This is a genomic window from Bradyrhizobium sp. CCBAU 53351, from assembly GCF_015291745.1.
Lineage (GTDB): Bacteria > Pseudomonadota > Alphaproteobacteria > Rhizobiales > Xanthobacteraceae > Bradyrhizobium.
Genome location: NZ_CP030059.1, coordinates 5585407 through 5610277, shown reverse-complemented (window position 1 = coordinate 5610277; position 24871 = coordinate 5585407). Strand labels below are relative to the sequence as shown.

Here is a 24871-nt window from a genome sequence, read left to right as displayed (position 1 = left end):
CTCCCAAAAAATCACAGCTAGCCGTGTTGTTTTCGGTCTTCATTGTTCCCGCTCAAATACAGCGGCGTGCAATCCGTCCAGATGTGGGGCCATGAATGATCCGTCCGCCGCATCGCCCGGCCAATTGCCGACGATTCCGCCGCTCGTCGCAATTGCCATGCGCCCGCTACCTCTGCTGCCGTTGCAGCTCGTTCTCGGCGGCGTCCTGCAGCGGATCCACCGGCGCAATCCTGCAATGTTCGACCGGCTCGGCGATCACGCGCGCGCGCGGTTCGGGATCAAGCCGATCGATCTGCCCTTTGCCTTCGTGGTCGAGGCGAGGCCGCCGCGCCTGTCCGTCGTGCGCGAGCTGCCGAAAGGCCTGAACGCGCGGATCTCCGCCTCGCTCGCCAATCTCCTGGCCTTGCTCGAAGGCAAGGTCGATGGCGATGCCCTGATGTTCTCGCGCGAGCTCGTCGTCGAGGGCGATGTCGAGGCGGTGCTGGCGTTGCGCAATGCGATCGACGACGCCCAGCTCGATCTCGCTACGGAAGTGTCCTCGTTGTTTGGTCCGCTGGGCGCGCCGGCGAGGCGCGCTTTCGCGACCGCCCGTGGCCGCGTGATCGGCTCATCCGGCCAAGGCGAGACATCGAGATGATGGAACTGATCTGTCCCGCCGGAACGCCGGCCGCGCTGAAGAGCGCCATCGATGCCGGCGCCGACGCGATCTATTGCGGCTTCGCCGACGAGACGAATGCGCGCAACTTTCCGGGATTGAATTTCAGCCGCGACGAGATGCGCAAGAGCATCGCGCTGGCGCATGGTCGCGGCGCGCGGGTCCTGGTGGCCATCAACACCTTCCCGCGCGCTTCCGCCGTCGACATCTGGCATCGCGCGGTGGACGATGCGGTGAGCGCCGGAGCCGACGCGCTGATCCTCGCCGACATCGGCTTGATGGATTACACCGCGCGTCGCCATCCGAACCAGCGTCTGCACGTCTCGGTTCAGGCCGCCGCCGCGAACCCGGATGCCATCGCCTTCTACGCCGAAAATTTCGGGGCGCGGCGCGTCGTGCTGCCGCGTGTCCTGAGCGTGCCCGAGATTGCCGAGATCACCCGCGAGTCTGCCTGCGAGACCGAGGTCTTCGTGTTCGGCGGGCTCTGCGTGATGGCGGAGGGGCGCTGCTCGCTGTCGTCCTATGCGACCGGAAAGTCGCCGAACATGCAGGGCGTCTGCTCGCCGCCGAGCCATGTGACCTACGAACAGACTGCGGACGGGACGAAGTCGAGCTTGGGCGGCTTCACCATCAACCGGTTCGCCGTGAGCGAGCCCGCGGGCTATCCGACGCTGTGCAAGGGCCGCTTCTCGACCGCGCAGGGCGCCGGTTACATCTTTGAGGATCCCGTCAGCCTGGACGCCACGACCTTGCTTCGGGGTTTGCGCGATGCCGGCGTCACCGCGCTCAAGATCGAGGGCCGTCAGCGCGGCCGCGCCTATGTCGAAAGCGTGGTGCGCCATTTCCGTCACGCGCTCGCGGCGCTGGAAAGCGGGAGCGAGGCCGACATCGCAAGCCTGAAGCCGTTCACCGAAGGGCAGGCCTCCACGCTCGGCGCCTATCGCAAGACCTGGCGCTAATCGTTTCGACTATGTGAGGTCCGGAAGATGCAACTCAGCCTCGGTCCAGTTCTGTACAATTGGGCGCCTGAACGCTGGCGCGACTTCTATTTCCGTATCGCCGACGAAGCGCCTGTCGATGTCGTCTCAGTCGGCGAGATCGTCTGCTCGAAGCGATCGCCGTTCTTTGCAGACCACATCCCGGCCGTGGTCGAACGGCTGCAAAGCGCTGGCAAAGAGGTGCTGCTCGGCTCGCTGATCCTGGTCTCGCTGCGGCGCGAGCGCCGCCAGACCGAAGAGCTCGCTTCGGCCGAAGGCGCACTGGTCGAGGTGAATGATCTGACCTGTCTCAGGGCGCTGGCGGGCCGGGCGCACGCCATCGGGCCCTTCGTCAACATCTACAACGAAGCCAGCGCGGCCTTTCACGCCGCGCACGGGGCCAGGCGCATCTGCCTGCCGCCGGAATTGCCGCTGGCTTCGATCGCGGCGATCGCGAAGGCCGTCCCTGATGTCACGACGGAGGTGTTCGCGTTCGGCAGGGTGCCGCTCGCCATCTCCGCGCGCTGCTATCACGCGCGCCTCCACAAGCTCGCCAAGGACAATTGTCGCTTCGTCTGCGAGAAGGATCCGGATGGTCTGCTGCTGAACACGCTGGAGCAGCAGGATTTCCTCACCGTCAACGGCGTGCAGACCCTGTCTCACAGCTGCGCCAATCTGCTGGGCGAGGCCGGCCTCCTGCGCGAGAGCAACGTTCGCTCGTTGCGCCTGTCGCCGCAGGATTGCGACATGGTCGAGATCGCCAGGACCTTTCGCGACGTGCTCGACGGCCGCGACGATGTCGATGGCGGCAATCGCCGCCTTGCGGCGGCCTATCCCGGTGTGCCGTTCTCGAATGGGTTCCTGTGGGCCGAGCCAGGACACCTCTATCGTCAAGCCCGATCAGGCGGTGCTCAGGGCTCGGCGGCGTAAGAGGACAGAGCGATGCCGGTGCATCAGAAGCTCGTGGCCATTGCGGCCAGACGTCGGTGCGCTCTGTCCCGCGCAGCCTCGATCGGCTGCTGCGGTCCGGTGGTTGGCCCGATCGCCACGAAACGGACATTGTCGATGCCGATGAAGCGCAGGATGTCCCGCAAATAGGGCGTTGCCATGTCGATGCGGCCGCGATTCATGCCGGTGGCGAAGTCGCTGCCGCTGGCGAGAATCACCAGCGTCGGCCGGTCCTTCAGCAACGGGAGATAGCCCTGCGATGGGTCGAAGCGAAAGGTCAGCCCGGGCTGGACTACGATGTCGAACCATTGCTTGAGCTTGTAGGGGATGCCGAAATTCCACATCGGCGTCGAGATCAGCACGCGATCGGCGAGCGCGAAGCGGGTCGCCATTCGCTCGGCCTCGGCAAAGCTGTCACGCTCCGCGTCGTTGAAGGCCTGTCCGTTCATCCGTGCATATTTGGCCTCGACGATGGGACCTGCGAATTCCGGCATCCGCTCCCGCCAGAGGTCGACGACATCGATGTCCCAGTCCGGCCGGGCCTGACGGAAGCCGTCAAGGAAGACGCGCGCGCCGGCGCTCGAGATGGAGTCGGCGCGGGGCGAGCAGGACAGATGCAGGAGCTTGGCCACGGATCATCCCAACGCCCGGATGACGGCATCCGCCCGGGTGACGATGGCGACGTTCTGCATGGCGAAGTTGATCGAGGCGGCGTGCCAGTCCGCATTCATGGTCGAGCAGCAATCCTCCGGCACGATCATGAAGTAGCCTTTGTCGGCCCCGGTGCGGGCGGTGTGCTCCACCGACATGTTGGTCCAGGCGCCGGTGTTGATGATCATGTCGCGCCCGGTGGCCTTCAGGATCGTCTCCAGCCGCGTGCCCTCCCACGCGCTCATGCGCATCTTCTCGACGACGAAGTCGCCGGGCCGCGGCTCGAGACCGGAGACGGGCGCAGCACCCCAGCTTCCGCGCACCATCGCCTTGCTGTCGACCAGCCCTTCGAACAGCGGCGCATTCAGCGTCACGCCGGGCGCGCCTGGCTCGACGACGAACCAGACATGGATGATGGCGACACCTCGCGCGCGAGCCGTCTCCGCAAGGCGGCGGACATTCTCGACGACATGCTGCTGCTTGGCGTGGCCGGGCGCGCCTGATTCGGCGAAGGCGCCTCCGTCCATGATGACGTCGTTCTGCAGGTCCTGGATGATCATGGCGCAGCGCTGGGGATCGAGCCGCATCTCGCCGTCGGCGAGGATGGGCGCCTGCGGCGCGGCGCTTGCGGTCGCGCCGCCGCCGCTTCGCCGCCCGCTCATATAGGGCTCGTGCCGCGGGCCGACCTTGGTCGGGATCGCATAGACCGAATGGGTCGAGGTCAGGTACAGCGTGCGGAAATCCGGCCCGCCCCAGGCGAGGTTGGCGACCAGCTCGGCCACGCGCACCTTGCCGAGCAGCTCGCCGCGCGGCGAATAGACCCAGACGCCTCCGGGCGCGGTGACCCAGACATTGCCATGCTGGTCGCACTTCATGCCGTCCGGCAGGCCCGGCTCCAGCTCGGACTTGATGCCGCTTGCGAACACCCGGACATTCGAGAGCGAGCCGTCGGCACTGACGTCGAAGACGCGGATCAGCGCCTGCACGGTGTCGTTGACATAGAGCAGCTTCTCGTCGGGCGAGAAGCACAGCCCGTTCGGCTGGTCGAACAGGTTTCGCTCGACGACGAGCTTCGGCTCGCTGCCGGGGACGACGCGATAGACGCCCTGGAAGCCGAGCTGGCGCGGCCGCTCGACACCATAGACCGGCATCCGGCCGTACCAGGGGTCCGAGAAATAGATCGCGCCGGACGAGTGCACGCAGACGTCGTTCGGGCTGTTCAGCTCCTGCCCCCCAAAATGCGACGCCAGCACTTCGCGCCGCCCGTCCGGCCGTTCGCGGATCAGCGATGATGTCGCGTGCTCGCAGACGATGAGGTTGAGCTCGGCATCGTAGGTCATGCCGTTGCATTTGTTCGAGGGGCGCTTGACCTCGGCGACGCCGCGCCGCGCATCCCAGCGCCGGCGCACGTCGCCGGGCATGTCCGAAAATAGCAAATAGTGATCGACCGGATGCCAGATCGGCCCTTCCGTGAAGTCGAAACCCGTGCCGACCTGCGCGACCGGGGCATAGGGGTCGATCAGCGCCTCGAATTCGCTTCGCAAGGTGACGTGGGTCATCGGTCGATCCTCGAGTCGCGTTACGCCGGGAACCAGTTGCGTGCCGGCAGCGATTGCACGATCGGGCCGGGGACCTGGTCGTGCAGGCGTCCGACGACGTTGCCGCCTTCGATCTTGGCGGGACGGTCGTGCACCGGCAGCAGATAGCGCGAATTGCTCAGCAGCTTCTTGATCGAGGCCTTCTCCGCACGCTTGCTGGTGCCGTGATTGCCCGTCGTGCGCGGCTCCCAATCGTGGATCTCGTTGAACGGCGTCACGATCTGGTCATTGAAGTCGTAGATCACGTCGCCGCAGATGGTGGCGATGCCATCGGCGGTCTCGACGATGACGTTCATCGAGCCCTCCGTATGCGCGTTGGCGGCGTCGCAATAGACGCCGGGCATCAGCTCGATCGGGCCGGTGATCTCGAGGTCGAGGAAGCGCAGCGCGCTCTTGGTGTGCAGCCGATCGATCAAATGCTTGATGTCGGGCGCCGGATATTGCGGATGCATCAGGCCGGACACCGAATATTCGAGCTCCTTGCGGTTGAGCACCACGGTCGTGTTCATCGGAAACAGATCGTCCTTGCCGGCATGGTCGATGTGCAGATGGGTATGGCAGACGAAGCGGACGTCGCCCATGCGCACGCCGTGGCGCGCGAGCTGGTTCTCGATCATGTTCTCGTGGTACTGCAGCCCGCGCATGCCCAGCGTCTCCATGATCTGGTTGGAGCGGTAGCCGGTGTCGACCACGACGGGATATTTCCCGCCAAGGATCAAAAAGCCGAGGGTGAGGACGCGGCGGGTGCGGCCGCAGTCGCGGCCGAGCACCAGAAAGCTCGATTCCAGCTCGATATCGCCGTAGTCCAGGATCTTGATCTCCAGCGCCATTCGTTGCCCTCCCTGATCTGTTTCTTGTCTGTCAAAGCCGGTAGACGCGCGTTGCGGTCGTCCTGAAGATGGCGTCCTGCTGCTCGGCGCTGAACGGCGCGGCGGCGGCGCGAAAAGCCTCAACGAGATCGCGATAGCTGGTCCACAATTTCTCGATCGGAAAGTTGGAGCCGAACAGGCAGCGCTCGGCGCCGAAGATCGCGACGGTGTCTGCGAGCACGGCGGCGATGTGCGCGGGATCATTGCGATGGATGAAGGTGCCGAGCCCGGAAAGCTTGGAGACCACGTTGGGACAGGCCGCGAGCCGGGCCATGCCGGCACGCCAGGCCGCGCGTCCCGCGGGCGAGAGGTCTTCGAGCATCCCGGCGTGCTGGAGGATGAAGGTCACCCCGGGGCAGGCTTCGGCGAGCGCCGCGGCGTCCGGCATCTGCGGCGTGAAGACCTGAAGGTCGAAACTCCAGCCATAGTCGGCGAGGCGCTCGACGTTGCGTTGGATCATCGGATCGGCACAGAGGTCCGCGCGGGCTGCAAAGCGGTAGAGCGGGTTCTCGTGCCAGTGCAGCTGCATGCGCACGCCGCGCACCAGCGAGTAGCGATTCAGGCGGTCGAGCTGCGGGCGAACGTCCTCCACGGCAAAATTGGCATAGGCGACGATCGCGTGCGGCCAGCCGTGTTCGTCCGCGGTCTGTTGCACCCAGGCGGCCTCGTCCTCAAAGCGGTCGTTGGCCCAGTTGGTCTGGACATAGACCGATCGGGTGACGCCGGTGCCTTTGAGGTCGTCGAGATATTCGGCAATCGGATAATCGCGCCGGATCGGCTCGTAAGGTCCGAAGATGCGCGGTTGCATCGGGCCGATCAGCCAGGGCAGGTCGGCCTGCCGCCAGATGTGATGATGGCCGTCGACAATATCGGTCACGCGGCTCTCCTTCGTCCCAGCGCCAGAATATGCGCGACGATCGACGCGCTCGAACCGCCCTCTTCGAGGTCATCGACGAAGCGCTCGATGGCGATCAGCGCCTCGGTCTGCGGGCGGAAGCCGGGGCTTGTCGCCAGGGGCGTCAGCCAGCTCAGGCGCCAGGCCCGCCGCGACAGCTTTGCGACCGCATCGCGCAGCGCATCGGGTTCGCCGCGCTCCAGCCCGTCCGAGACGATCACGACAGCGGCGCCGCGGGCATAGCCGCCGAAGCGGGGCACCGCGAGGAAAGCCTGGAGCGCGTCGCCAATGCGGGTGCCGCCGTCCCAGTCGCTGACCAGATGCGCGGCGGCGTTCATCGCCTGCTCGCGACGCTTCAGCCGCAACGGGCGGGTGACGCGCGTCAGCCGCGTGCCGAAGGTGAACACCTCGACATTGGGCGACGCCTGCACCAGCGCATGCGCCAGCTTCATGTTCTCCTCGGTGCGGCTTTTCATCGAGCCGGAGACGTCGATCAGCAGCAGCATCTTGCGTGGGCGCTGCCGCCGCTTCATGTGACCGAGCCGCAAGATCTCGCCGTCGCTGCGGACAGAGTCGCGTAAAGTACGGCGCAGATCGGCAAACGGCCCGCGCCGCGCGCGCATGCGGCGATGGCCGCGCCGCCGGGGCAGGCGTCGTGGCGCCTCCCGCGCCAGGCGGCGCAGGGCGTCTGTGCCAGCGGCCGGGCCAAAGCGGCGCTCGACCAGCGCCTCGGTACGGGTTGCAGTCAGGCCGGACTCGCTGGCATCATCGGACAGCAGCGGCTCCTCGTCGCCGCGGCCCTCTTCCTGAAGCCGGACCGTCTCGTCGTCCTCCCCCTCGTCGTCGCGCGCAATGGCCTCGCTGCCGCGGAAATGCAGATCGAACAGCCGGTCGAAGGTCGCGCGGCGCTCGGGTGGCGGAGCCAGCGTCGCCAGGGCGGCTTGCCTGACGTGCTCGATGGTGCGCGGGCCGAGCAGCTCGACGGCGGCCAGGAACGTCGTGGTCTGCTCCGGCGCCACGGCAAAGCCGTTCGCCCGCAGCAGCGGGACAAAGGCGACGAAGATGCGGGCGGCGCGCGGCAGCTGCGGTTCGGTGCTCATGCGGTCGCCTCCGCCAGCATGGCATCGAGCCGCGGCGAAATGAAATGCAGATCCTCCTCGTCCTTCAGCGCCACGCCGATCGACCGCTTGAACGCATCGGGCCAACGAGCGCCGCCCTTGTTGAGGAGCGTCGCGGCCTCCGCCCAGTCGACCGCCTCGGCGATGCCGGGCGCCTTGCTGAGGGGCTCGCGCCGCAGCTTCTCCACGGCTGCGACGACGGCGCGGGCGGTGGCCTCGGCGACGCTGGAGGCGCGCATCATGATGATCCGCGCCTCGCGCTCCGCGGTCGGATAGTCGATCCAGTGATAGACGCAGCGGCGGCGCAGCGCTTCGTGCAGATCGCGCGTCCGGTTCGACGTCAGCACGACCACCGGGCGTTCGGCCGCGCGCACCGTGCCGCGCTCCGGAATGGAGATTTGGAAGTCGGAGAGGAATTCGAGCAGGAAGGCCTCGAACTCCTGGTCGGCCCGGTCGATCTCGTCGATCAGGAGCACGGTGGAATCGGGCGCGCGCAGCGCGGCCAGCATGGGACGCTCGATCAGGAAGGTCTCGCCATAGATATCGATGCTCTCGTCGCCGGCCTGGCGGATCGCCAGCATCTGGCGCGGATAGTTCCACTCATAGAGCGCGGCAGAGGCGTCGATGCCCTCGTAGCATTGCAGGCGGATCAGGCGGCGGCCGAGCACTGCGGCGATCGCCTTGGCGGCTTCCGTCTTGCCGACGCCCGGCGCGCCTTCCAGCAGCAGCGGCTTGCCGAGGGCGAGGCCTAGATAGGCTGATGTCGCAAGGCCCTCGTCGGCGAGGTAATAGGCCGCTCGCAGCGCTTTCTCCAGCGCCTCCGGGCTGTCGATGCCGACGATGTTGCTGCGAACCGCCACGGCCGATCCTCTAGCGTCTCGCCTGCGGCCGCGCGCCGCCCTGGCTCTTGATCGCGCGCAACACCTTTTCGGGCGTGATCGGGAGGTCGTCGATGCGGACGCCGACGGCGTTGAAGATCGCGTTCGCAACGGCCGGCAGCACCGGGTTGGCGCACATCTCACCGGGCCCCTTGGCCCCGAAGGGACCATCGGGCGCCGGACGCTCGAGCACGGCGATGTCATGCGGGCAGATGTCGCCGGGGCCGGGCATCAGATATTCGACGAAGTCGCGCGGCCCATGCACGGGATCGGGATAATAGGGCTCCGGGGTCTCGTAGAGCGCGTGGCTGACGCCCATCCAGGCGCCGCCGACCAGCTGCTGCTCGACCAGGCGCGGGTTGAGCGCGCGGCCGAGTTCATAGGCGGAATCCATGCGCACCATCGCGACCTCGCCGGTCTCGTCGTCGACCTCGACCTCGGCGACGAGGCAGGCATGTGCGTAACAGGTCGCCGGCGACATTTCGCCGGTCTCCGGATCGACGTTGGAGAGCGGAACGAGAAAGATGCCGCGTCCCGAGATCGTCTTGCCCTGCTTGAACTGCGCGGCGATCGCGACGTCCTTGGTCGAGATCGAACGGTGCGGCGCGCCCTTGACGTGGATGTTGCCGCGACCGTCGGTTTCGAGATCGGCCGCGTTGACCTCCAGCTCCTCGGCCGCTGCCTCCATCATCACGCCGCGCGCCTCGCGGGCGGCGGCCATCACGGCGTTGCCGACGCGGTGGGTGCCGCGCGAGGCAAACGAGCCCATGCAGTGCGGGCCGGTGTCGGAATCGGCGGTGTCGACATAGACGTCCTCGACGGGCACGCCGAGCGTCTCGGCGCAGATCTGCCGCGTCACCGATTTCATGCCCTGGCCGAGGTCGATCGACGACAGCGCCACCGTGAACTTGCCGCTGGGATTGGAATGCACCAGCGCCTGGCTCGGATCGCCGCCGAGATTCATGCCGATGGGATAGTTGATCGACGCCATGCCGCGTCCGCGATGCCTGGTCATCTCAGCGTCTCCTGGTGCCGAACACGGACGAGAACCGCGTCGCGCCGTGCGATGGCGCGGCCGGGCGCGGCGGGGGAGGCGGCGGCGCCGGCGGGGGCGGATCGCTCGGCGGTTCTCGCGTGACGGTTGGCGGCAGCCGGTCGTAGCTGGTGCGCTGCTGGACCGGCGCCGTCGGCCTCGCGCGCGAAGAATCCGTCGGCGTCGGCGGGATTGCTGCGCGGCTGCCGCCGCCGTCCTTGCGCGAGGATGCGCGCCTGAACTCGTCACGGATCGGCCATTTGGCCTTTTCGGCCGCGACCTGGACGCATTCGATCAGCGCGGTGTTCTTGGCCTCGCGCCGGTGCGCTTTCATGTCGCCGTCGCGATAGGCGTTGAGGATGCGAAACTCCATCGGGTCCATGCCGACGAGGTTCGCGAGCTTGTCCATCTGGCACTCGATGGCAAAGTCCATCGCCGTGACGCCGAAGCCGCGCATGGCGGTTGCAGGCGTGCGGTTGGTGAAGACGCAGTAGACGTCGCCATAGACGTTCGGGATGGTGTAGGGGCCCGGCAGATGCGCGGCGCATTTCACCGCGGCGTAGCTGGACAGCCTTGTATAGGCACCGCTGTCGAAATAGGCCCGGATCTTGCGGGCGACGATGCGGCCGTCGCGCATCACGCCGTCCTTGATGAAGATGCGTTCGGCGCCGCGCGGCGGGCCATATTGCATCTCCTCCTCGCGCCCGAACACGTAGCGGACGGGACGCCCGGTCAGCATGGCGCCGAGGATGGCGAGCGGCTCAGTCAGGGTGTCCACCTTGCCGCCGAAGCCGCCGCCGACGGTGCCGCCGATGAAGTGGAAGGTGTTGGACGGCACGTCCAAAATCTTGGCGCAAGTGTCGACCGAGAAGAACAGCGCCTGCGTCGAGGTATAGACGACGTAGCGGCCGTTGGTGTCAGGCGCAGCGATGGCGCCGTTGGTCTCGGTCGGCGCGTGCTCGATCGGCGACATCTGGTAGCGCTGTTCCAGCACGTGGTCCGCGCCCGCGAGCGCCGCGTCGGCATCGCCGAAGCGCAGGCGCTGGTGGTCGTAGACGTCGTGGTAGATAAAGGCGTTCTTCGGATAGGTCTCGTTGACCACGGGCGCGCCGGGCTTGAGCGCATCCTCGACGTCGAACACGGCCGGCAGCGGTTCATAGTCGACCTTGACCTTCGCGATGGCCTCGAACGCCTCACGCTCGCTGTCGGCAACGATGGCGAGGATCGGTTCGCCCTTGTAGCGGACCTTGTCGACCGCCAATGACGGCTCGTCGTCCTTGCCGAAATTGATCAGGCTCAGAAGCGTGTTGAGATTGACCGGCACGTCGGTGCCGCGGATGATGCGACGCACGCCGGCCGACCGCTCGGCCTCGGTGGTGTCGATACGGCGCAGCCGTGCGTGGGCCTGTGTCGAGCGCACGACCTTCAGGTGCAGCATGCCCTGCAGCTTGTGGTCGTTGAAGTAGCTCGACGTGCCCGTGACATGGCCGAGCATGTCCTGACGCTGGGTGCCCTTGCCGATTTCCTTGAGGTTGTCGTCGCGCTCGTCGGCGAAGATGTCCTTGCGCAGTTCCAGCATGGTTGACCTCAGGCGCTGACCCGGCCGCCGGCGGCGGCGAGGATGGCATTGATGATCGGCTCGTAGCCGGTGCAGCGGCAGATGTTGCCGGAGATGGCCTCGATCACCTCGTCGCGGCTGGGCGACGGATTGCGGTCGAGCAGCGCCTTGGCGGCCATCAGCATCCCCGGTGTGCAATAGCCGCATTGGGCAGCAAAATTGTCGGCAAAGGCGCGTTGCAGCGGATGCAGGTTCGGGCCCTGCTTCATGCCGTCGAGCGTCTCGACCGACCGGCCTGCGACCTTCTCGGCGAGCGTCAGGCAGGAGAGGTGGAGCTCGCCGTCGACCAGCACGCTGCACGTGCCGCAGCCGCCCTGGCCGCAGCCGAATTTCGGCGTCATGTCGCCGATCAGCTCGCGCAGCGCGACCAGCAGATTGGTGCCGCCGTCGACGAAGATCGCGACGTCGCGGCCGTTGTGGCGAAATTGCAGGGGGATCTTGGCCATGCTCTATTCCTGTCCCGACAGCAGGCGCCGCAGATGCACGCCGACGATCTCGCGGCGATACCAGGCGCTGCCGAGCGCGTTGTCGAATGGCGATGTTACCTCGCTCGCCGCGGACGCAGCCGCCGCGATGGTCGCCGTATCCAGCGAGCGGCCCTCCAGCGCACGCTCGGCGGCGCGGGCGCGGATCTGGGTCGGCGCCATCGATCCCAGCGCGATCCGGGCGCCCGCGATCCGGCCGCCGCTGATCGGCAGATGCGCGGCCAGCGTGATGACCGAGCCGCCTTTCGGCTTGATGCGCGCGATCTTGCGATAGCGGAAGGCTTCGGCGCTGGCCGGCCGAGTGCAGGACACCGACAGCACCAACGTCCCGCTCTGCCGGTCGCGCGCCTGCAAGAACTCTTCGATCGGGACATCGCGTGCGCCGAAGCCGCCGGCGACGGCGACGGTCGCATCGAGCGCCAGCAGCGCGACGGTGAAGTCGCCATAGGGACTGGGCGCAAACAGATTGCCGCCGATCGTGCCCATGTTGCGCACGGCCGGACCGCCGATCGAGCGGGCGGGGGCGTGCAGGAAGGCGAGGTCGCGTTCGGCGAGAAGGCGCGCAAAGGTGGCGCCGGCACCGAGCGTGATGCGGGGGCCAGAAGCATCGATCCGGGTGAGAGCTTGATCCTGCGCGCGGACGATTGTCGAGACCGATACATCGCCCTCGTTCAGCGCGCGCATCACCAGCGTGCCTCCGCCGAGATAGCGCGCGCTGCGGTCCGAGGACAGCGCGCCCGCGGCTTCGCTGGCGCTCGTAAAAGTCTTCACTGTCACGGCCATCTATGCGGCCTCCTTCAGATGCCGGCGGATCGCCTCGAAGCCCGCCTGATAGATGTCTTCGGCGACCATGTGGGTGATGCGGTCCTTGTCCTCGGGCTTCGTGGTGAAGCGGGACTCCCAATGCCAGAAGGTGCGGTCACCATCCGTGACCGGCAGCAGGCGGACATGGGCGACGTAGTTGAACATCGGGACCGGCGTATCGAGCAGGCAATAGCTGAAGGATTGTTCCAGGTCCGACAGCGCCAGCAGTTGCTCGCGCAGCTCGGAGCCGTCGTTCAGCTTGAATCGCCTGACGCAACCGATCTTGTCGGAGGATTGCGCGCGTTCGATTGAGGAGGTCGCGACCGCCGGATGCCAGCGGTCATGCCCGTTGAAATCGCGCAGCACGCTCCACACCGCGTTGGTCGGCGTATCCAGGATCGTGCTCTTGACGATGTGCGGCACGGCTAGCCTCCAAACACGCGCTTGAGTGCGTCGAACCCGCCCTGGAACACGCCGCCGCCGATATTGCTCACGAGCTCCGTCTCCCGTTCCGGCGCGCAGTCAAATTCCGCGGTCCATTCCACGAAAGTCTGGTCGCCGTCGGTGACCGGCGTCAGCCGCAGGGTTGCGACGTAGTTCTCGACGCCCATCGGAGAGTCCAGGATCGAATAGGTGCAGAACATGTCATAGTCGGAGAGGCCGAGCAGCTTCTCGCGAATGCGGTCGCCGTTGCGCAGGCGGAAATCGCGCACACACCCGATCTTGTCCGAGGGCTCGCCGCCCTCGATGCGGCTTTCGGCGATCGCCGGATGCCAGTTCGGCAGGCCGTTGAAATCGCGCACCCGCGCCCAGACGCGGTCGTTGCGGGCGTTGACGACGGTGGAGACGTAGACGCGAGCCATGGTGCGACCTCAGCTCTTCTTCCTCGGCCCGCGCTCGGCCGGCGGTTCGCCACCCTCGGCCGCAGGCGGCGTGGCCGCCGGCTTGTCACCGCCGCCACCTCCGCCGCTCTTGCGCGCGGACTCCTTGATGCCCTGCATGTCGCGGGCTTCGCGGATCAGGCCCGGCATCTTGGCAAGGCTGCCGCCCTCGACGCCGATATCCGCCAGGATGGAATCGATCAGCGGCGCCTGGACGCGGTAGCGCAAGGCGGAATCGATCACCTCGTCGGTGGCGCTGCGGCCGCCATTGCCGCCATTCCCGTTGCCGTTGAGGCCGTCGACCTGGAGGATGCGGATGCCCTCGATCTTCTCCATCGGCTTGACGCTCTCGCGCACGATACCCTCGATCCGGTCGAGCAGCTTTCTGCGGAACAGCGAGTAGCGCGCCTGGTCGGTCAGTACGTTCTCGGCCTCGTTGAGCATCCGCTGCGCCTCGGCCTCGACGGCGGCGCGCACCCGCTCGGCCTCGGCTGCGATGCGGGTCTCTTCGGCCTGCTTCTCGGCGAGCATCACCTCTACGGTCCTGCGCCGCTTGGCGATCTCGCTCTCGCGCGCCGTGATGACGCGTTCGGTTGCTTCGGTCGCGCGCATCCGCGCTTCCTCGGCCGACGCCTTGGCGGCAGACTCTTCCAGAGATTTGAGATGGATGGCGATCGCCTTCTCCATCAGGACGGTCTCGACCTCCTTCTCACGATTGACCTCGAGCTTGCGCAGCTCGCGCTCGCGGCCGACGCGGGCTTCATCCAGGCCCCGGTCGGATGCGATGCGGGCGCGCTCGACCTCCTCGCGGGAGGCGATCTCGGCCTCCTGCAGGGATTGCACGCGGGCGACCTCGAGCTGCTCGATGGCGCGGCGGCGCTCGATGCGGGCCGCTTCCAGCGCCTGCTCGCGCGAGACGTCCGTGGTCTCGACCTCCTTGCGCGCGACGATCTCGGCCTGCCGGACCTGGCGGTCGGCATCGATCCGCTCGGACTTCTTGGTCGATAGCGCGATGACGCGGTCCTCGTCGGCAATCTCGATCGCCTTCTTCTGCTCGATGTTGAGCACCTCGCGCTTCTTGGAAGAGTTGATGCGCTCGGCCTCCAGCGCCAGATCGACGGTAATACGCTGGCGCTCGATGGCGTCGCGCCGCTTCAGTTCGGCCGCCTCGAGGACGCCGGTGCGCTCGATTTCCAGCGCGCGGGTGTCGCGCTCGGCCTGGATGCGTTCGGCCGCAACCGCCTTCTCCTGGGCGATGCGGGCCGCCTCGATCGCCTCGCGGGAGGCGATATCGGCCTCCTCGACGGCGCGGTTGCGGGCGATCTCCAGCGAGCGCACGCGCTCCTCCTGGGCGATGCGGCTGGCCTCGGTGGTCTCGCGGGCGGTAATGCCGGCGACGTCCAGCGCCTGGTTGCGCTCAATCTCAAGCTGCCGCGTGCTTTGCTCGGCGGCGATGCGCTCGGCGGCGAGCGTCCGCTCACGGGCGATGCGGGCGGCTTCCACGGCGCGCTGGGCCTCGATCTCGGCCTCCTGGATGGTGCGCACCTGCTGGATCTCCAGCGCGCGGGTGCGCTCGTCCGAGGAGATGCGCTCGACATTGACGATCAGCGTCTGGGCGATGCGGGCCTTCTCGGTGGCCTCGCGGGCGGCGATCTCGGCTTCCTCGACGGCGCGCGTGCGCTCGATCTCGCGGCGCCGCGTCTCCTCCTCGTTGGCGATACGGGCGTCGGTCACGACGCGGTCCTGCTGGATTCGCGCCTTCTCGATGGCTTCGCGGGCCGCGATCTCGGCTTCCTCGATCGTGCGCATGCGCTCGATCTCGCGCTGGCGCACCTCGCGCTCCGACGCAATCCGCGTGGTGTCGATCGAACGCTGGTTGGCGATCCTGGTCTTCTCGATCTCCTCCCGTGCCAGCAGCTCCTTCTCCTCGATGGTCCGCGTCCGCTCGATCTCCTTCTGGCGGGTTTCCCGCTCGGAGGCGATGCGGGCCTCGGCGATGGCCTGGTCATTGGCGATGCGGGCGCGCTCGATGGTCTCGCGGGCGGAGATCTGGGCCTGTTCGGCCTCGGTCTCGCGCAGTGCGCGTTCACGGGCGACTTCCGTGCGCTGCAGGGCGCGGCGCATCTCGATGTCGCGCTCCTGCTCCAGCCGCGCGGTTTCGCTCTCGCGCTCGATCTCGAGGGCCTGCCGCTCGGCCTCCAGATTGCGGGTGCGGATCTTGATCATCGAGTCCTGCTCGATGTCGTTGCGCAGCTTCCGCCTGGCCTCGATGTCCTGCATCAGCTGGGTCAGGCCTTCGGCGTCGAACCGGTTCGACGGGTTGAAGAATTCGAGGTCGGTCTGGTCGAGATCGGTGATGGCGACGGATTCCAGCTCGAGGCCGTTCTGGGCGAGGGCCTCGGCCGCTTCGGTCTTGACCCGCGCGACGTAGTCGCCGCGCCGCTCGTGCATCTCTTCCATGGTCATTTCGGAAGCAACCGAGCGGATCGCGGAGATGAACTTGCCGGCGAGCAGCGCGTGCAACTGCCCGGGCTCCAGGGTGCGGCGGCCGAGCGTGGCCGCGGCGATCGAGACCGCTTCCCGGGTTGGCTGCACGCGGACATAGAAGTCGGCCTCGATGTCGACGCGCATGCGGTCACGGGTGATCACGGCGTCCTGCCGGGAGCGGACGATGCCCATCGGCAGCACGTTCATGTTGACGGGTGTGTAATCGTGGATGAAGGGCAGCACGAACGCGCCGCCGTTGATCACCACGCGTTCGCCGAGGAAACCGGTCCGGACGAACGAGGTCTCCTTGGAGGAACGGTGGTAGAGCCAGTTCACGATATAGACGCCGACCACGATCACGACGATCGCGACGATCAGCCAGAGGATCAATTCACCGACCAACATCCCCGACATCTTTTCCTCCCTCGAACCCTTCCGGCGTTATCGCGCGCCGATCGCCTTGAATTGACGTACCTGCTCCGTCAGCGCCCGTTCCACGGGCAGCCGCTCCATCGAGGACGCGCCGTAGAAGCCGTGGCAATGGCGGGTGTTCTTCATGATGAAATCGGCATCCGCGGGATCCGCGATCGGGCCGCCATGCGCCAGCACCAGGATGTCAGGATTGACGCTGAGCGCGGCGGAGGCCCAGGTGTCGATCTGTGCCGGACAGTCCTCGAGCTTCAATGCGGTCTGCGCGCCGATCGTGCCGCCGGTCGTCAGCCCCATGTGACAGACGACGATGTCGGCGCCGGCGATCGCCATCGCGGCGGCCTCCTTCTCGCTGAACACATAGGGCGTCGTCAGCATGTCCTTGTCATGCGCCTTCGCGATCATGTCGATCTCGAGGGCATAGGACATGCCGGTCTCTTCGAGATTGGCACGGAAGGTGCCGTCGATCAGGCCGACGGTCGGAAAGTTCTGGACGCCGGCAAATCCGAGCGCTTTCAACTGGTCGAGGAACACGTCCATGTCGCGGAACGGATCGGTGCCGTTGACGCCCGCGAGCACCGGCGTCCGGGTGACCACGGGCAGCACTTCGCTCGCCATCTCGACCACGATGGCGTTGGCATCGCCATATGCCATCAGGCCCGCGAGCGAGCCGCGGCCGGCCATGCGATAACGGCCGGAATTGTAGATCACGATGAGATCGACGCCGCCGGCCTCTTCGCATTTCGCGGAGAGCCCCGTGCCGGCGCCACCGCCGACGATCGGCTCGCCGCGACGCGCCATGTCGCGAAACCGTTTCAGAAGGGCAGCGCGTTCAAACCGGGCCATCGGTCACCTCGCTAGTCTCCGCCGTGCGCCGGTGCGGCCGAACAGGGTTCGGAACGCGCTGACGACAGTGGCGGCAAACTCGGGATCGTTGATGTTCTTAGGCGTGCGGATGAGCTGGCGGTTGCCGGTCTGCCGCACATCGCGCTCGAGCGTGCGGAACAGCGCGGCGTCGGCGTCCGGATCCCAGAACGGCTGGCCGCGCGCATCGAGCGCGGAGACGCCCCCCTCGGGCAGGAAGAAGCGCACGGGGCCGTCCATCTGGTTGAGCCGCTCGGCGATCCAGCGGCCCATGCGCTCGTTCTCTTCGACGCTTGTCCGCATCAACGTCGCCTGCGGATTGTGGACGTGGAATTTGCGGCCGCGGTAGCGCTCGGGAATGGTGTCGGGCGCGCCGAAATTGACCATGTCGAGCGCACCGACCGAGCCGACGTAAGGCAGCCGGCTGCGGATGATCGCGCCAAAGCGGTCCTCCGTCGCCGGAAACACGCCGCCCATCAGGAGATCGCAGATCTCGGTCGTGGTGAGGTCGATGATGCCGGCAAGCTGGCCGGACTCGACGAGCTTCTCCATGGAACGGCCGCCGACGCCGGTGGCATGGAAGACCAGGCACTCAAAATCCTCGCGCAACTCGGCGGCGATCTTCTGCACCGCCGGCGTCGTCACGCCGAACATGGTGATGCCGACCGAGGGCAAGCCACCGGCCTCGCGGGCGGTCGACGTGCGCGCATCGAGCCGTGCCTTGACCATGCCGGCGATCGCGTTGGCGCCGTTGGCCAGCACCGCGCGCGAGATCGAGTTCAGCCCCTGCACGTCGGTGACGGAATACATCATCGTGATATCGGCGGGGCCGACATAGGGGCCGACGTCGCCGGACGCGACGGAGGAGATGATCAGCTTGGGCACGCCGATGGGGAGCGCGCGCATGCCCGGGGCAACCAGCGAGGCCGCGCCCGAGCCGCCGGCCGAGATCACGCCGGCGACGTTGCCCTGGCGCCGCAGCCAATTGGCGAACGCGTCGGCCATCGCCGTCACGGCAGCGCCGCGATCCGGGCCGAACACGGCGGAGCCGCCGCGGCCGTGGTTCAGGGCGATCTCCTGCGCGGAAACATCGCAGCTGGAATGCCTGCCGCTGGTCGAGACGTCGACGAGGCGCGTGCGCAGGCCGCTTTCGGCGATGATGTCGCGGAGGAAGCGCAGCTCCACGCCCTTGGTGTCGAGCGTGCCGACGACCAGTACGACAGGCGGGCCGGCTGTCTGCGCCGCTACGGGCTCGCGCTTGCGCCGCGCGGTCTCGTCGAGCCGCGCGACCTGGGTCGAGAGCGTGCGCGCCGCCGCCTCGATGCGGGCGATCGGCACCGGCTGCGACCACCGCGTCGGCAGCGTCGGGTTGGAGATGTAGATGCGGATCGGCCCGTCGCGGCGCGGAGCGGGCGCCGGTTTGGCTTCGGTGCCGGACGCGGCGACGTCGAGGTCCGGCTCGAGCTCGGCGTGAAGCCCGACGCCGAGCAGGCGCTGCTGCAGCTCGCGGTCGGCCGCGAGCCGGGCGGACTCGATGATGCGGTTGATGCGGCCGTTGACCATGATCGCGACGTTGCGCGAGATCGCGGTGGCGACGCCGATGTTCTGCTCGATCACGAGCACGGACATGTCGCCGTCCTCGCCAAGCCGCAGCAGCATCTCCTCGACCTGCGCGACGATGACGGGCGCGAGCCCCTCGGTCGGCTCGTCCATGATGAGCAGATGCGGATTGGTGAGCAGCGCGCGCGAGATCGCCAGCATCTGCTGCTCGCCGCCGGAGAGCTGGCCGCCGCCGTGACCCTTGCGTTCGGCAAGGCGCGGGAAGGTGTCGTAGATGCGTTCGACGGTCCAGGGGCCCGAGCGCATTCCGCCGGCGAGCTGCAGATGCTCGTCGACGCTGAGCGAGCGCCAGAGCCGGCGGCCCTGCGGCACATAGCCGACACCGAGCCGGGCGATCTGGGCCGACGGCCGCCGCGTGACGTCCTCACCGCGAACACGGATCGAGCCGCCGCTCACGCTCACCAGCCCCATGATCGCCTTGCACAGCGTGGTCTTGCCCATGCCGTTGCGGCCGACGACGGAGAACACGCCGCTCTCCAGCGTGAGGTCGACGCCTTGCAGCGCGTGCGAATGGCCGTAATAGACGTCGAGGCCGCGGACCTCGAGCGCGGCGGCGGAGCGGCGGGGCTCATTCATGGCCGCCTCCGAGATAAAGCTCCTGCACTTCGGGGTCGGATTGAATCTCTTCCGGCAGGCCCTCCTTGAAGATGCGGCCGTTGTGCATCATCGTGACGCTCTCGACGACGCGGAGCGCCACGTCCATGTCGTGCTCGATGATGATGTAGCCGATATGCGCCGGCAGCGAGGTCAGGATCTCGATCAGCTCGGCCCGTTCGGTCGGCGACAGGCCGGCGGCCGGCTCGTCGAACAGCACGAAGCGCGGGGCACCGGCGAGCGCGAGTGCAATCTCGAGCTGGCGCTGCTGGCCGTGCGCTAGCTCGGCCACGCGCTGGTCCTTCACTGCGGACAGATGCACGGCCTGCACGAGGTTGTCGGCCGCATGCATCAAGGCGTCGTTCTGCCCCGGCCGCAGGAACGAGAAGCGCCCGCGCGAGACGCCACGGCAGGCGAGATAGACATTGTCCTGCACGGTGAGGCCGGGGAACAGCGCCGAGATCTGGTAGGTCCGGCGCAGCCCGCGGCGGATGCGTTCGTAGGGCGGGAAGTGCGTGACGTCCTCGCCGAAGAAACGGATTGTGCCGGAGGAGGGCGGGAAATCGCCTGTGATGCAATTGAACAGCGTGGTCTTGCCGGCACCGTTGGAGCCGAGCACGGCGCGCCGCTCGCCGGGACGCACGGTGATGGTGATGTCGGTCAACGCCGCCAGTGCGCCGAACAGCCGCGTCACGCCGCGCAGCTCCAGCGCGGCGCCGGCGCCGACGGCCGAGAGGCGCTGCGCGACGCTATCCATGACCGCGTCCTCCGCCCGGTCGATCTGCAGGCGGCCGCTGGCTCTGGCGCCAGCGCTGCCACAGGCCGATGACGCCGTCCGAGGACCAGAACACGATGGCGAGGAAGCCGAGCCCGATCAGCAGCCGGAACCGGTTGCCGTCAAGCCCGAGCTTGATCAGAACGTCGAGCGCGAACGTGCGCAGCAGCACGAAGATCAGCGCGCCGATGAAGGGACCGATCGGGCGCGTGATGCCGCCGACGACGGCGATGATCAGCACGTCGATGCAGGCTCCGACGCTGACCGAGCCCGGCGAGATCTGGCGATAGTTCCAGACCTGGAGCACGCCGGCGAGTGCGGCCACGAAAGAGGCGAAGGCATAGGCCGCGACGCGGTGCGCATTGACGTTGAAGCCGAGCGCCGCCATGCGGCGCGGATTGTCGCGCACGCCCTGCAGCGCAAGGCCGAAGGGTGCGCGCGAGAGATACTCGACCGCGAAGTAGCAGAGCGCGGCGACCGCGAGCACGATGTAATAGAAGGGAATGTCGGCGCGCCAGTTCACGCCCCAGAAGCGCGGCGTGGCCACGTTGTTGATGCCGGTGTGGCCGTTGAAGATCGCCCAGTTCTGGTTGGTGAAATAGTAGAAGGCAGCTCCGATCGCCAGCGTGATCATGATGGTGTAGATGCCTTCGGTGCGTACCGCGAGCGCGCCGCCGAGCGTGCCGAAGGCGGTCGCGAGCGCCAGCGCCATGGGGACCGCGAGCCACCACGGCCAGCCCAGGCTGATATTGGCGTTTCCGCTGACGCCGAACACCGCGACCATGTAGGCCGAGAAGCCCGCGATGGTGAGCTGCATCAGGCTGACCATGCCGCCATAGCCGGCAAGGAACATCAGGCTCAGCGCCATGGTCCCGAGAATCAAGGTGGAGGCGAAGATCTCGATCAGGAAGAAGCCGTTGGCGATCAGCGGCATGATGACGAGAATGAGCGCGACGATCCAGGCGGCGGGATTGCTGAACTCTGGCCATGTCCGCGCCGCGCGTTGCGCCATGGTGGCGGGGCGACCGGCAATGCGGGCATCGTGGGTGAGCGACATGTCAGCGCCTCGCCAACAGGCCTTGCGGCCGGATCGCCAGCACCAGCACCATGATCAGGAAGGTCACGACGATGGCATAGGTCGGGATGTAGACCGAGCCGAGCTGCTCGGCGAGGCCGATGATCAGCGCGCCGAGCGCGGCGCCCGGGATCGAGCCCATGCCGCCGACGATCACGACCACCAGGGACGCAAGCAGGAAGCGGATGTCCTCGCCGGGCGACAACGACTGGAAGGTGCCGCCGACGACGCCGGCGATGCCCGCCAGCCCCGCGCCGAACGCGAACACGGCTACGAAGACGAGCTGGATCCGGACACCGGTCGCGGCGAGGATATCGCGGTCGTCGACGCCGGCGCGGATGATCATGCCGATGCGGGTGCGATTAAGCGCGAGCCACATCGCAACACCGATGATCACGGATGCCGCGAAGATCACCAGCCGCACCATGGGGTATCTGAGATACACCGGCTCGCCCGAGGATTTGACCGCGGTGATCAGCGGCAGCTCGATGGGGCCGATCAGCCAGTTCGGCGTCTGGATCTGGTAGAAGTCACCGCCGCAGGCCCACAGCATGAGGTCGGCGAACACGATCGACAGGCCGATCGTCACCATGGTCTGCCTGAGATCCTGTCCCTCCATCCGGCGGAACACGATCACCTGGAGCAGCACGCCGACCACGGCGGTGAGGATGAAGGCAACGATGAAGCTGAGGACCCAGGATCCGGTCGCCGAGCTGATGGCGTAGCCGATATAGCCGCCGAACAGATAGAGCGAGCCGTGCGCCAGGTTGACGTTGCGCATCAGGCCGAAGATCAGCGTGAAGCCGCTGGCGACGAGGAAGTAGAGTCCGCCGAGCGTGATGCCGTTGAAGACGGCATTGAGGAAGACGCGCTTGCGGCCGACGGCCTCTTCGAGGCCCGGCGGCCAGACCGCGAAGATCAGCCAGAGCGCGACGGCAATCGCGATGATCACGATCAGCGCCCAGGCCGGATGGCGTTCGACAAAGCGGCTCATGACGAGCCCCCTGTCTTGACCTCGCCCCGCTTGCGCGGAGAGGTCGGATTGCGCGCGAGCGCAATCCGGGTGAGGGGGGCGCTCCACCTGTCGAACTGCCGCAGTCCGCGCGGAAGCTCCGCCTCACCCCAACCCTTTCCCCGCAAGCGGGGAGAGGCAGCAGTCAGGCCGTAGCGCTCCGCGCCGTCCTCTGAATGCAGGTCAGACAGCCTCGCAGCGGCTGCACACCTCGCCATGGACGCACGTCCTCCCTGGACTCGCGATCCTCTTTCGGGATCGCGTTGCCGGCATCCTAGCGAGGCTCGGAGGGGAACGTTTGATCGTGAGTATCTTTTCGCGTGGATATCAGGCGCGCAAGATCTTGGCCGCGCGGCGGTAGTCGGTCGGGGCCATCCCGACATTGGCGGCGAAGAAACGGGTGAAGCCGCTCTGCGAGGAGAAGCCGAGATCGAAGCCGATATCGGCGATCGGTGTCTCGCTTGCCACCAGCGCTTCGAGCGCCTGTTCCATGATCAGCGTGTTGAGATAGAGGTTCGGCGTCACGCCGGTCTGGACGCGGAACAAGCGGTAGAAGTGCGGCCGCGACAGGCCGGATTCCCGCGCGATGGTGTCGAGCTCGATCTCGGCGCCGGGGCTCTCCGACATCATCTTGATGCATTTGCGCACGCGGAAATCGGTGACGGATCCATTTGCGCGCGGATCGCGCGCGATCTCGGCCTGCTGCCAGCTTTCGTCGTAACAGATGTCGATCAGCCGCCGCAGCTCGGAATCCAGGCTGGAGAGCGATGGTGCGCCGCAAACGAGCGCGGCGGTCCGCCTGATATGCTTGTCGAGGGCCGGCGTGCGCTTGAACTGGGTGCGGCCGAAGCGCAGCCGGTGGGTGCCGGAGGCATCGGGCGCAAACCATTCGGCATTGACATAGAGCACGAAGAAGATCGCGCCGCCGTCCATGTCGGCGGGCAGGAAATTGTGCGGTTCCCACGGATTGACCGCGACGACGGACGTCTCGTCGAGATCATGGTGCCCCTCGCAAACGTCGATGCATGCGGGCATGCCGCCGACATGGAAGATCAGATGACCTTCACGATGGGCGTGGATATTGAAAGGGCGGTTCAACTGATAAACCGTCGCCCGACCGAACCGGCCGTGGAAGACGGCGAGCGCACGGCTCATGCCTTCCCCTCCCGAATGTTCTTGTCTTTTCGGCTAGCGTTCAACAACGCCGCCGAGATTGCAAGAGCGGAGAGCGACCGCGTCAGCAAGTCGCTCCCCCATCTTGCGTGGTGGCAGTCGTGATGCGTCAGTATTTCTTACATTCCGGCACGGTGCGGCTCGGCAGTCCGATCTTGGAGAACACGGCCGGATCGTAGCCAAGCGTCTGGTTCACGTTCGGGATCACCTTCACGACCTTGCTGAACAGCGCGCCCTTGCCGTCATCCACGACCTCGGTGACGAAGTTGGTGCCGATCGCCTGGCGGTTGGAATCGAGCTTGATCTTGCCGTTCGGCGCGTCGATCTCGATCTTCGCCAGCGCAGCCTTGAACTTCGACTGATTGTTGCTGAGATCGCCGTTGACCTCACGCAGGGCCAGGATCAGCGCCATCGTCGAGCCGTAATAATTGGTGGCCAGCAGGGACGGGCTGGGGAAGCGTTTGTTGGGCGGGAAGGCGTCCTGATAGGCCTTCACGAATTTCTGCCAGCCCGGATCCTCCCAGGTGTCGGCCTGGCCGCTCGCCGCGATGGTGCCGATCAGGGCGTTTTTGGCATTGCCCTTGGACGACAGGATGGTCTGGTCGATCATGATGGAGCCGCCCATCAGATGCGCCTTGCCGCCGGCCTGCTGATACTGGTTGAGGAAGTTGACGGCGTCCGCGCCGCCGAGGCCGAGATAGATCGCATCGACGTCGTCGGGCAGCGCGGCGATCACCGAAGCGAAATCCTTGGTGCCGAGCGGCACCCATTGCCGGTTGGTGACCTGTCCGCCGGCGCCGCAGAACTCGAGCACGAGGCCGAACACCTGGGTGTAGATGAAGGAATAGTCCTCGCCGACGGTTGCGATCTTGCGATATTTCTTCTCGTCATAGGCGTATTTGCCGAGGCCGACCTGCCACTGTGCGCCATCCATGTTGTAACGGAAGAAGTTCGGGGCAGGGTCGACATAGGTCGTTTCCTGCGCGCCCGATGCGGCGTTGATGAAGGTCAGCTCCGGATGGGTCTTGGCGAAGTTCTTCACCGCAATGCCCTCGTCGCCGGAAAGCGGCGACAGCAGGATTTGCACCTTGTCCTGCTCGATCAATTTTCGCACGGCGCGCACGGCGGAGTCCGGCGTCGCGTCGGTCGAGGCGACGATGAATTCGAGCTCCTTGTCGCCGATCTTCTTGCCCAACACGTTGAGCGCGGTCTGGTGGCCGCGCATGCCGTCCTCGCCGAGCACCGTGTAGGTGCCTTCGAGGGTCGCGGTCACGCCCACCTTGATCTTCTCCTGGGCGATCGCCGCGCTTGAAAGAAACAGGCTGCTCAGCGCGAGCAGTCCTATGCTGCATTTCGACATTGTGCTCCTCCCTGTGTCGTCGATTATTGCCGCACCGGGCGGTGCGGCGCCCCGTGACTTTCGAAGGCTGGC

23 protein-coding genes are annotated in these 24871 nt (G+C 66.8%); 3 read left to right on the top strand and 20 right to left on the bottom strand.

What is annotated here, in order from left to right:
• Window positions 1-91: 91 nt before the first annotated feature.
• From XH83_RS26655 to XH83_RS26645, 3 genes are read left to right on the top strand one after another with little or no spacing between them, the layout of a single operon-like run.
• Window positions 92-637 carry an SCP2 domain-containing protein gene (locus XH83_RS26655; RefSeq protein WP_194403650.1) on the top strand — a complete coding sequence of 182 codons (546 nt, stop codon included), beginning with the start codon at window positions 92-94 and terminating at the stop codon, window positions 635-637.
• Window positions 637-1614 (top strand): peptidase U32 family protein, encoded by a 978-nt coding sequence (locus tag XH83_RS26650; protein WP_194408412.1) that lies wholly within the window; start codon window positions 637-639, stop codon window positions 1612-1614. The genes XH83_RS26655 and XH83_RS26650 overlap by 1 nt, the downstream gene beginning before the upstream one ends.
• Window positions 1615-1641: 27 nt before the next feature.
• Complete coding sequence (locus tag XH83_RS26645; RefSeq protein ID WP_194403649.1) at window positions 1642-2562, top strand: U32 family peptidase; 921 nt, start codon at window positions 1642-1644, stop codon at window positions 2560-2562.
• 23 nt (window positions 2563-2585) lie between these two features.
• Here XH83_RS26645 and XH83_RS26640 read toward each other — a convergent pair whose 3' ends face one another.
• The 20 genes from XH83_RS26640 to XH83_RS26545 form a co-directional block, all read right to left on the bottom strand.
• Window positions 2586-3212: an FMN-dependent NADH-azoreductase gene (locus XH83_RS26640; protein WP_194403648.1), complete on the bottom strand. Its 627-nt coding sequence runs from the start codon at window positions 3210-3212 to the stop codon at window positions 2586-2588.
• 3 nt (window positions 3213-3215) lie between these two features.
• Window positions 3216-4790 (bottom strand): isochorismatase family protein, encoded by a 1575-nt coding sequence (locus XH83_RS26635; protein WP_194403647.1) that lies wholly within the window; start codon window positions 4788-4790, stop codon window positions 3216-3218.
• A 20-nt stretch (window positions 4791-4810) separates the two neighbouring features.
• Entirely contained in the window at window positions 4811-5659 is an 849-nt protein-coding gene (locus tag XH83_RS26630; protein WP_018318076.1) for an N-acyl homoserine lactonase family protein, read from the bottom strand.
• A gap of 31 nt (window positions 5660-5690) precedes the next feature.
• Window positions 5691-6575: an amidohydrolase gene (locus tag XH83_RS26625; RefSeq protein ID WP_194403646.1), complete on the bottom strand. Its 885-nt coding sequence runs from the start codon at window positions 6573-6575 to the stop codon at window positions 5691-5693.
• Window positions 6572-7693: a VWA domain-containing protein gene (locus XH83_RS26620; protein WP_194403645.1), complete on the bottom strand. Its 1122-nt coding sequence runs from the start codon at window positions 7691-7693 to the stop codon at window positions 6572-6574. The genes XH83_RS26625 and XH83_RS26620 overlap by 4 nt, the downstream gene beginning before the upstream one ends.
• The gene (locus tag XH83_RS26615; RefSeq protein ID WP_194403644.1) at window positions 7690-8571 is read right to left on the bottom strand and encodes a MoxR family ATPase; all 882 of its coding nucleotides are present in this window, start codon (window positions 8569-8571) and stop codon (window positions 7690-7692) included. Before XH83_RS26615 ends, XH83_RS26620 begins: the two co-directional genes overlap by 4 nt.
• Window positions 8572-8581: 10 nt before the next feature.
• Complete coding sequence (locus XH83_RS26610) at window positions 8582-9604, bottom strand: xanthine dehydrogenase family protein molybdopterin-binding subunit (protein WP_011086158.1); 1023 nt, start codon at window positions 9602-9604, stop codon at window positions 8582-8584.
• Between the two features lies 1 nt (window position 9605).
• Window positions 9606-11201 (bottom strand): xanthine dehydrogenase family protein molybdopterin-binding subunit, encoded by a 1596-nt coding sequence (locus XH83_RS26605; RefSeq protein ID WP_194403643.1) that lies wholly within the window; start codon window positions 11199-11201, stop codon window positions 9606-9608.
• Between the two features lie 8 nt (window positions 11202-11209).
• Window positions 11210-11686, bottom strand: a complete 477-nt coding sequence (locus XH83_RS26600) for a (2Fe-2S)-binding protein (protein WP_194403642.1) — start codon at window positions 11684-11686, stop codon at window positions 11210-11212.
• A gap of 3 nt (window positions 11687-11689) precedes the next feature.
• The gene (locus XH83_RS26595) at window positions 11690-12508 is read right to left on the bottom strand and encodes a xanthine dehydrogenase family protein subunit M (protein ID WP_194403641.1); all 819 of its coding nucleotides are present in this window, start codon (window positions 12506-12508) and stop codon (window positions 11690-11692) included.
• Window positions 12509-12952: an SRPBCC family protein gene (locus XH83_RS26590; protein WP_194403640.1), complete on the bottom strand. Its 444-nt coding sequence runs from the start codon at window positions 12950-12952 to the stop codon at window positions 12509-12511.
• Between the two features lie 2 nt (window positions 12953-12954).
• The gene (locus XH83_RS26585) at window positions 12955-13392 is read right to left on the bottom strand and encodes an SRPBCC family protein (protein WP_194403639.1); all 438 of its coding nucleotides are present in this window, start codon (window positions 13390-13392) and stop codon (window positions 12955-12957) included.
• Window positions 13393-13401: 9 nt separating this feature from the next.
• Window positions 13402-16311 carry a flotillin family protein gene (locus tag XH83_RS26580; protein ID WP_194403638.1) on the bottom strand — a complete coding sequence of 970 codons (2910 nt, stop codon included), beginning with the start codon at window positions 16309-16311 and terminating at the stop codon, window positions 13402-13404.
• A 27-nt stretch (window positions 16312-16338) separates the two neighbouring features.
• Window positions 16339-17172 (bottom strand): phosphoenolpyruvate hydrolase family protein, encoded by an 834-nt coding sequence (locus tag XH83_RS26575; RefSeq protein WP_194403637.1) that lies wholly within the window; start codon window positions 17170-17172, stop codon window positions 16339-16341.
• A gap of 3 nt (window positions 17173-17175) precedes the next feature.
• On the bottom strand, window positions 17176-19386 hold the full coding sequence (locus XH83_RS26570; RefSeq protein WP_194403636.1) for an ABC transporter permease: 2211 nt from the start codon (window positions 19384-19386) through the stop codon (window positions 17176-17178).
• Window positions 19379-20161, bottom strand: coding sequence for an ABC transporter ATP-binding protein (locus XH83_RS26565; RefSeq protein WP_063202625.1), 783 nt, complete (start codon window positions 20159-20161; stop codon window positions 19379-19381). Before XH83_RS26565 ends, XH83_RS26570 begins: the two co-directional genes overlap by 8 nt.
• Entirely contained in the window at window positions 20154-21236 is a 1083-nt protein-coding gene (locus XH83_RS26560; RefSeq protein WP_194403635.1) for a branched-chain amino acid ABC transporter permease, read from the bottom strand. The genes XH83_RS26565 and XH83_RS26560 overlap by 8 nt, the downstream gene beginning before the upstream one ends.
• Window position 21237: 1 nt before the next feature.
• Complete coding sequence (locus tag XH83_RS26555) at window positions 21238-22248, bottom strand: branched-chain amino acid ABC transporter permease (RefSeq protein ID WP_194403634.1); 1011 nt, start codon at window positions 22246-22248, stop codon at window positions 21238-21240.
• A 345-nt stretch (window positions 22249-22593) separates the two neighbouring features.
• Window positions 22594-23421, bottom strand: coding sequence for a helix-turn-helix transcriptional regulator (locus tag XH83_RS26550; RefSeq protein ID WP_194403633.1), 828 nt, complete (start codon window positions 23419-23421; stop codon window positions 22594-22596).
• Window positions 23422-23548: 127 nt separating this feature from the next.
• Window positions 23549-24799 (bottom strand): ABC transporter substrate-binding protein, encoded by a 1251-nt coding sequence (locus XH83_RS26545; RefSeq protein ID WP_194403632.1) that lies wholly within the window; start codon window positions 24797-24799, stop codon window positions 23549-23551.
• Window positions 24800-24871: the final 72 nt, after the last annotated feature.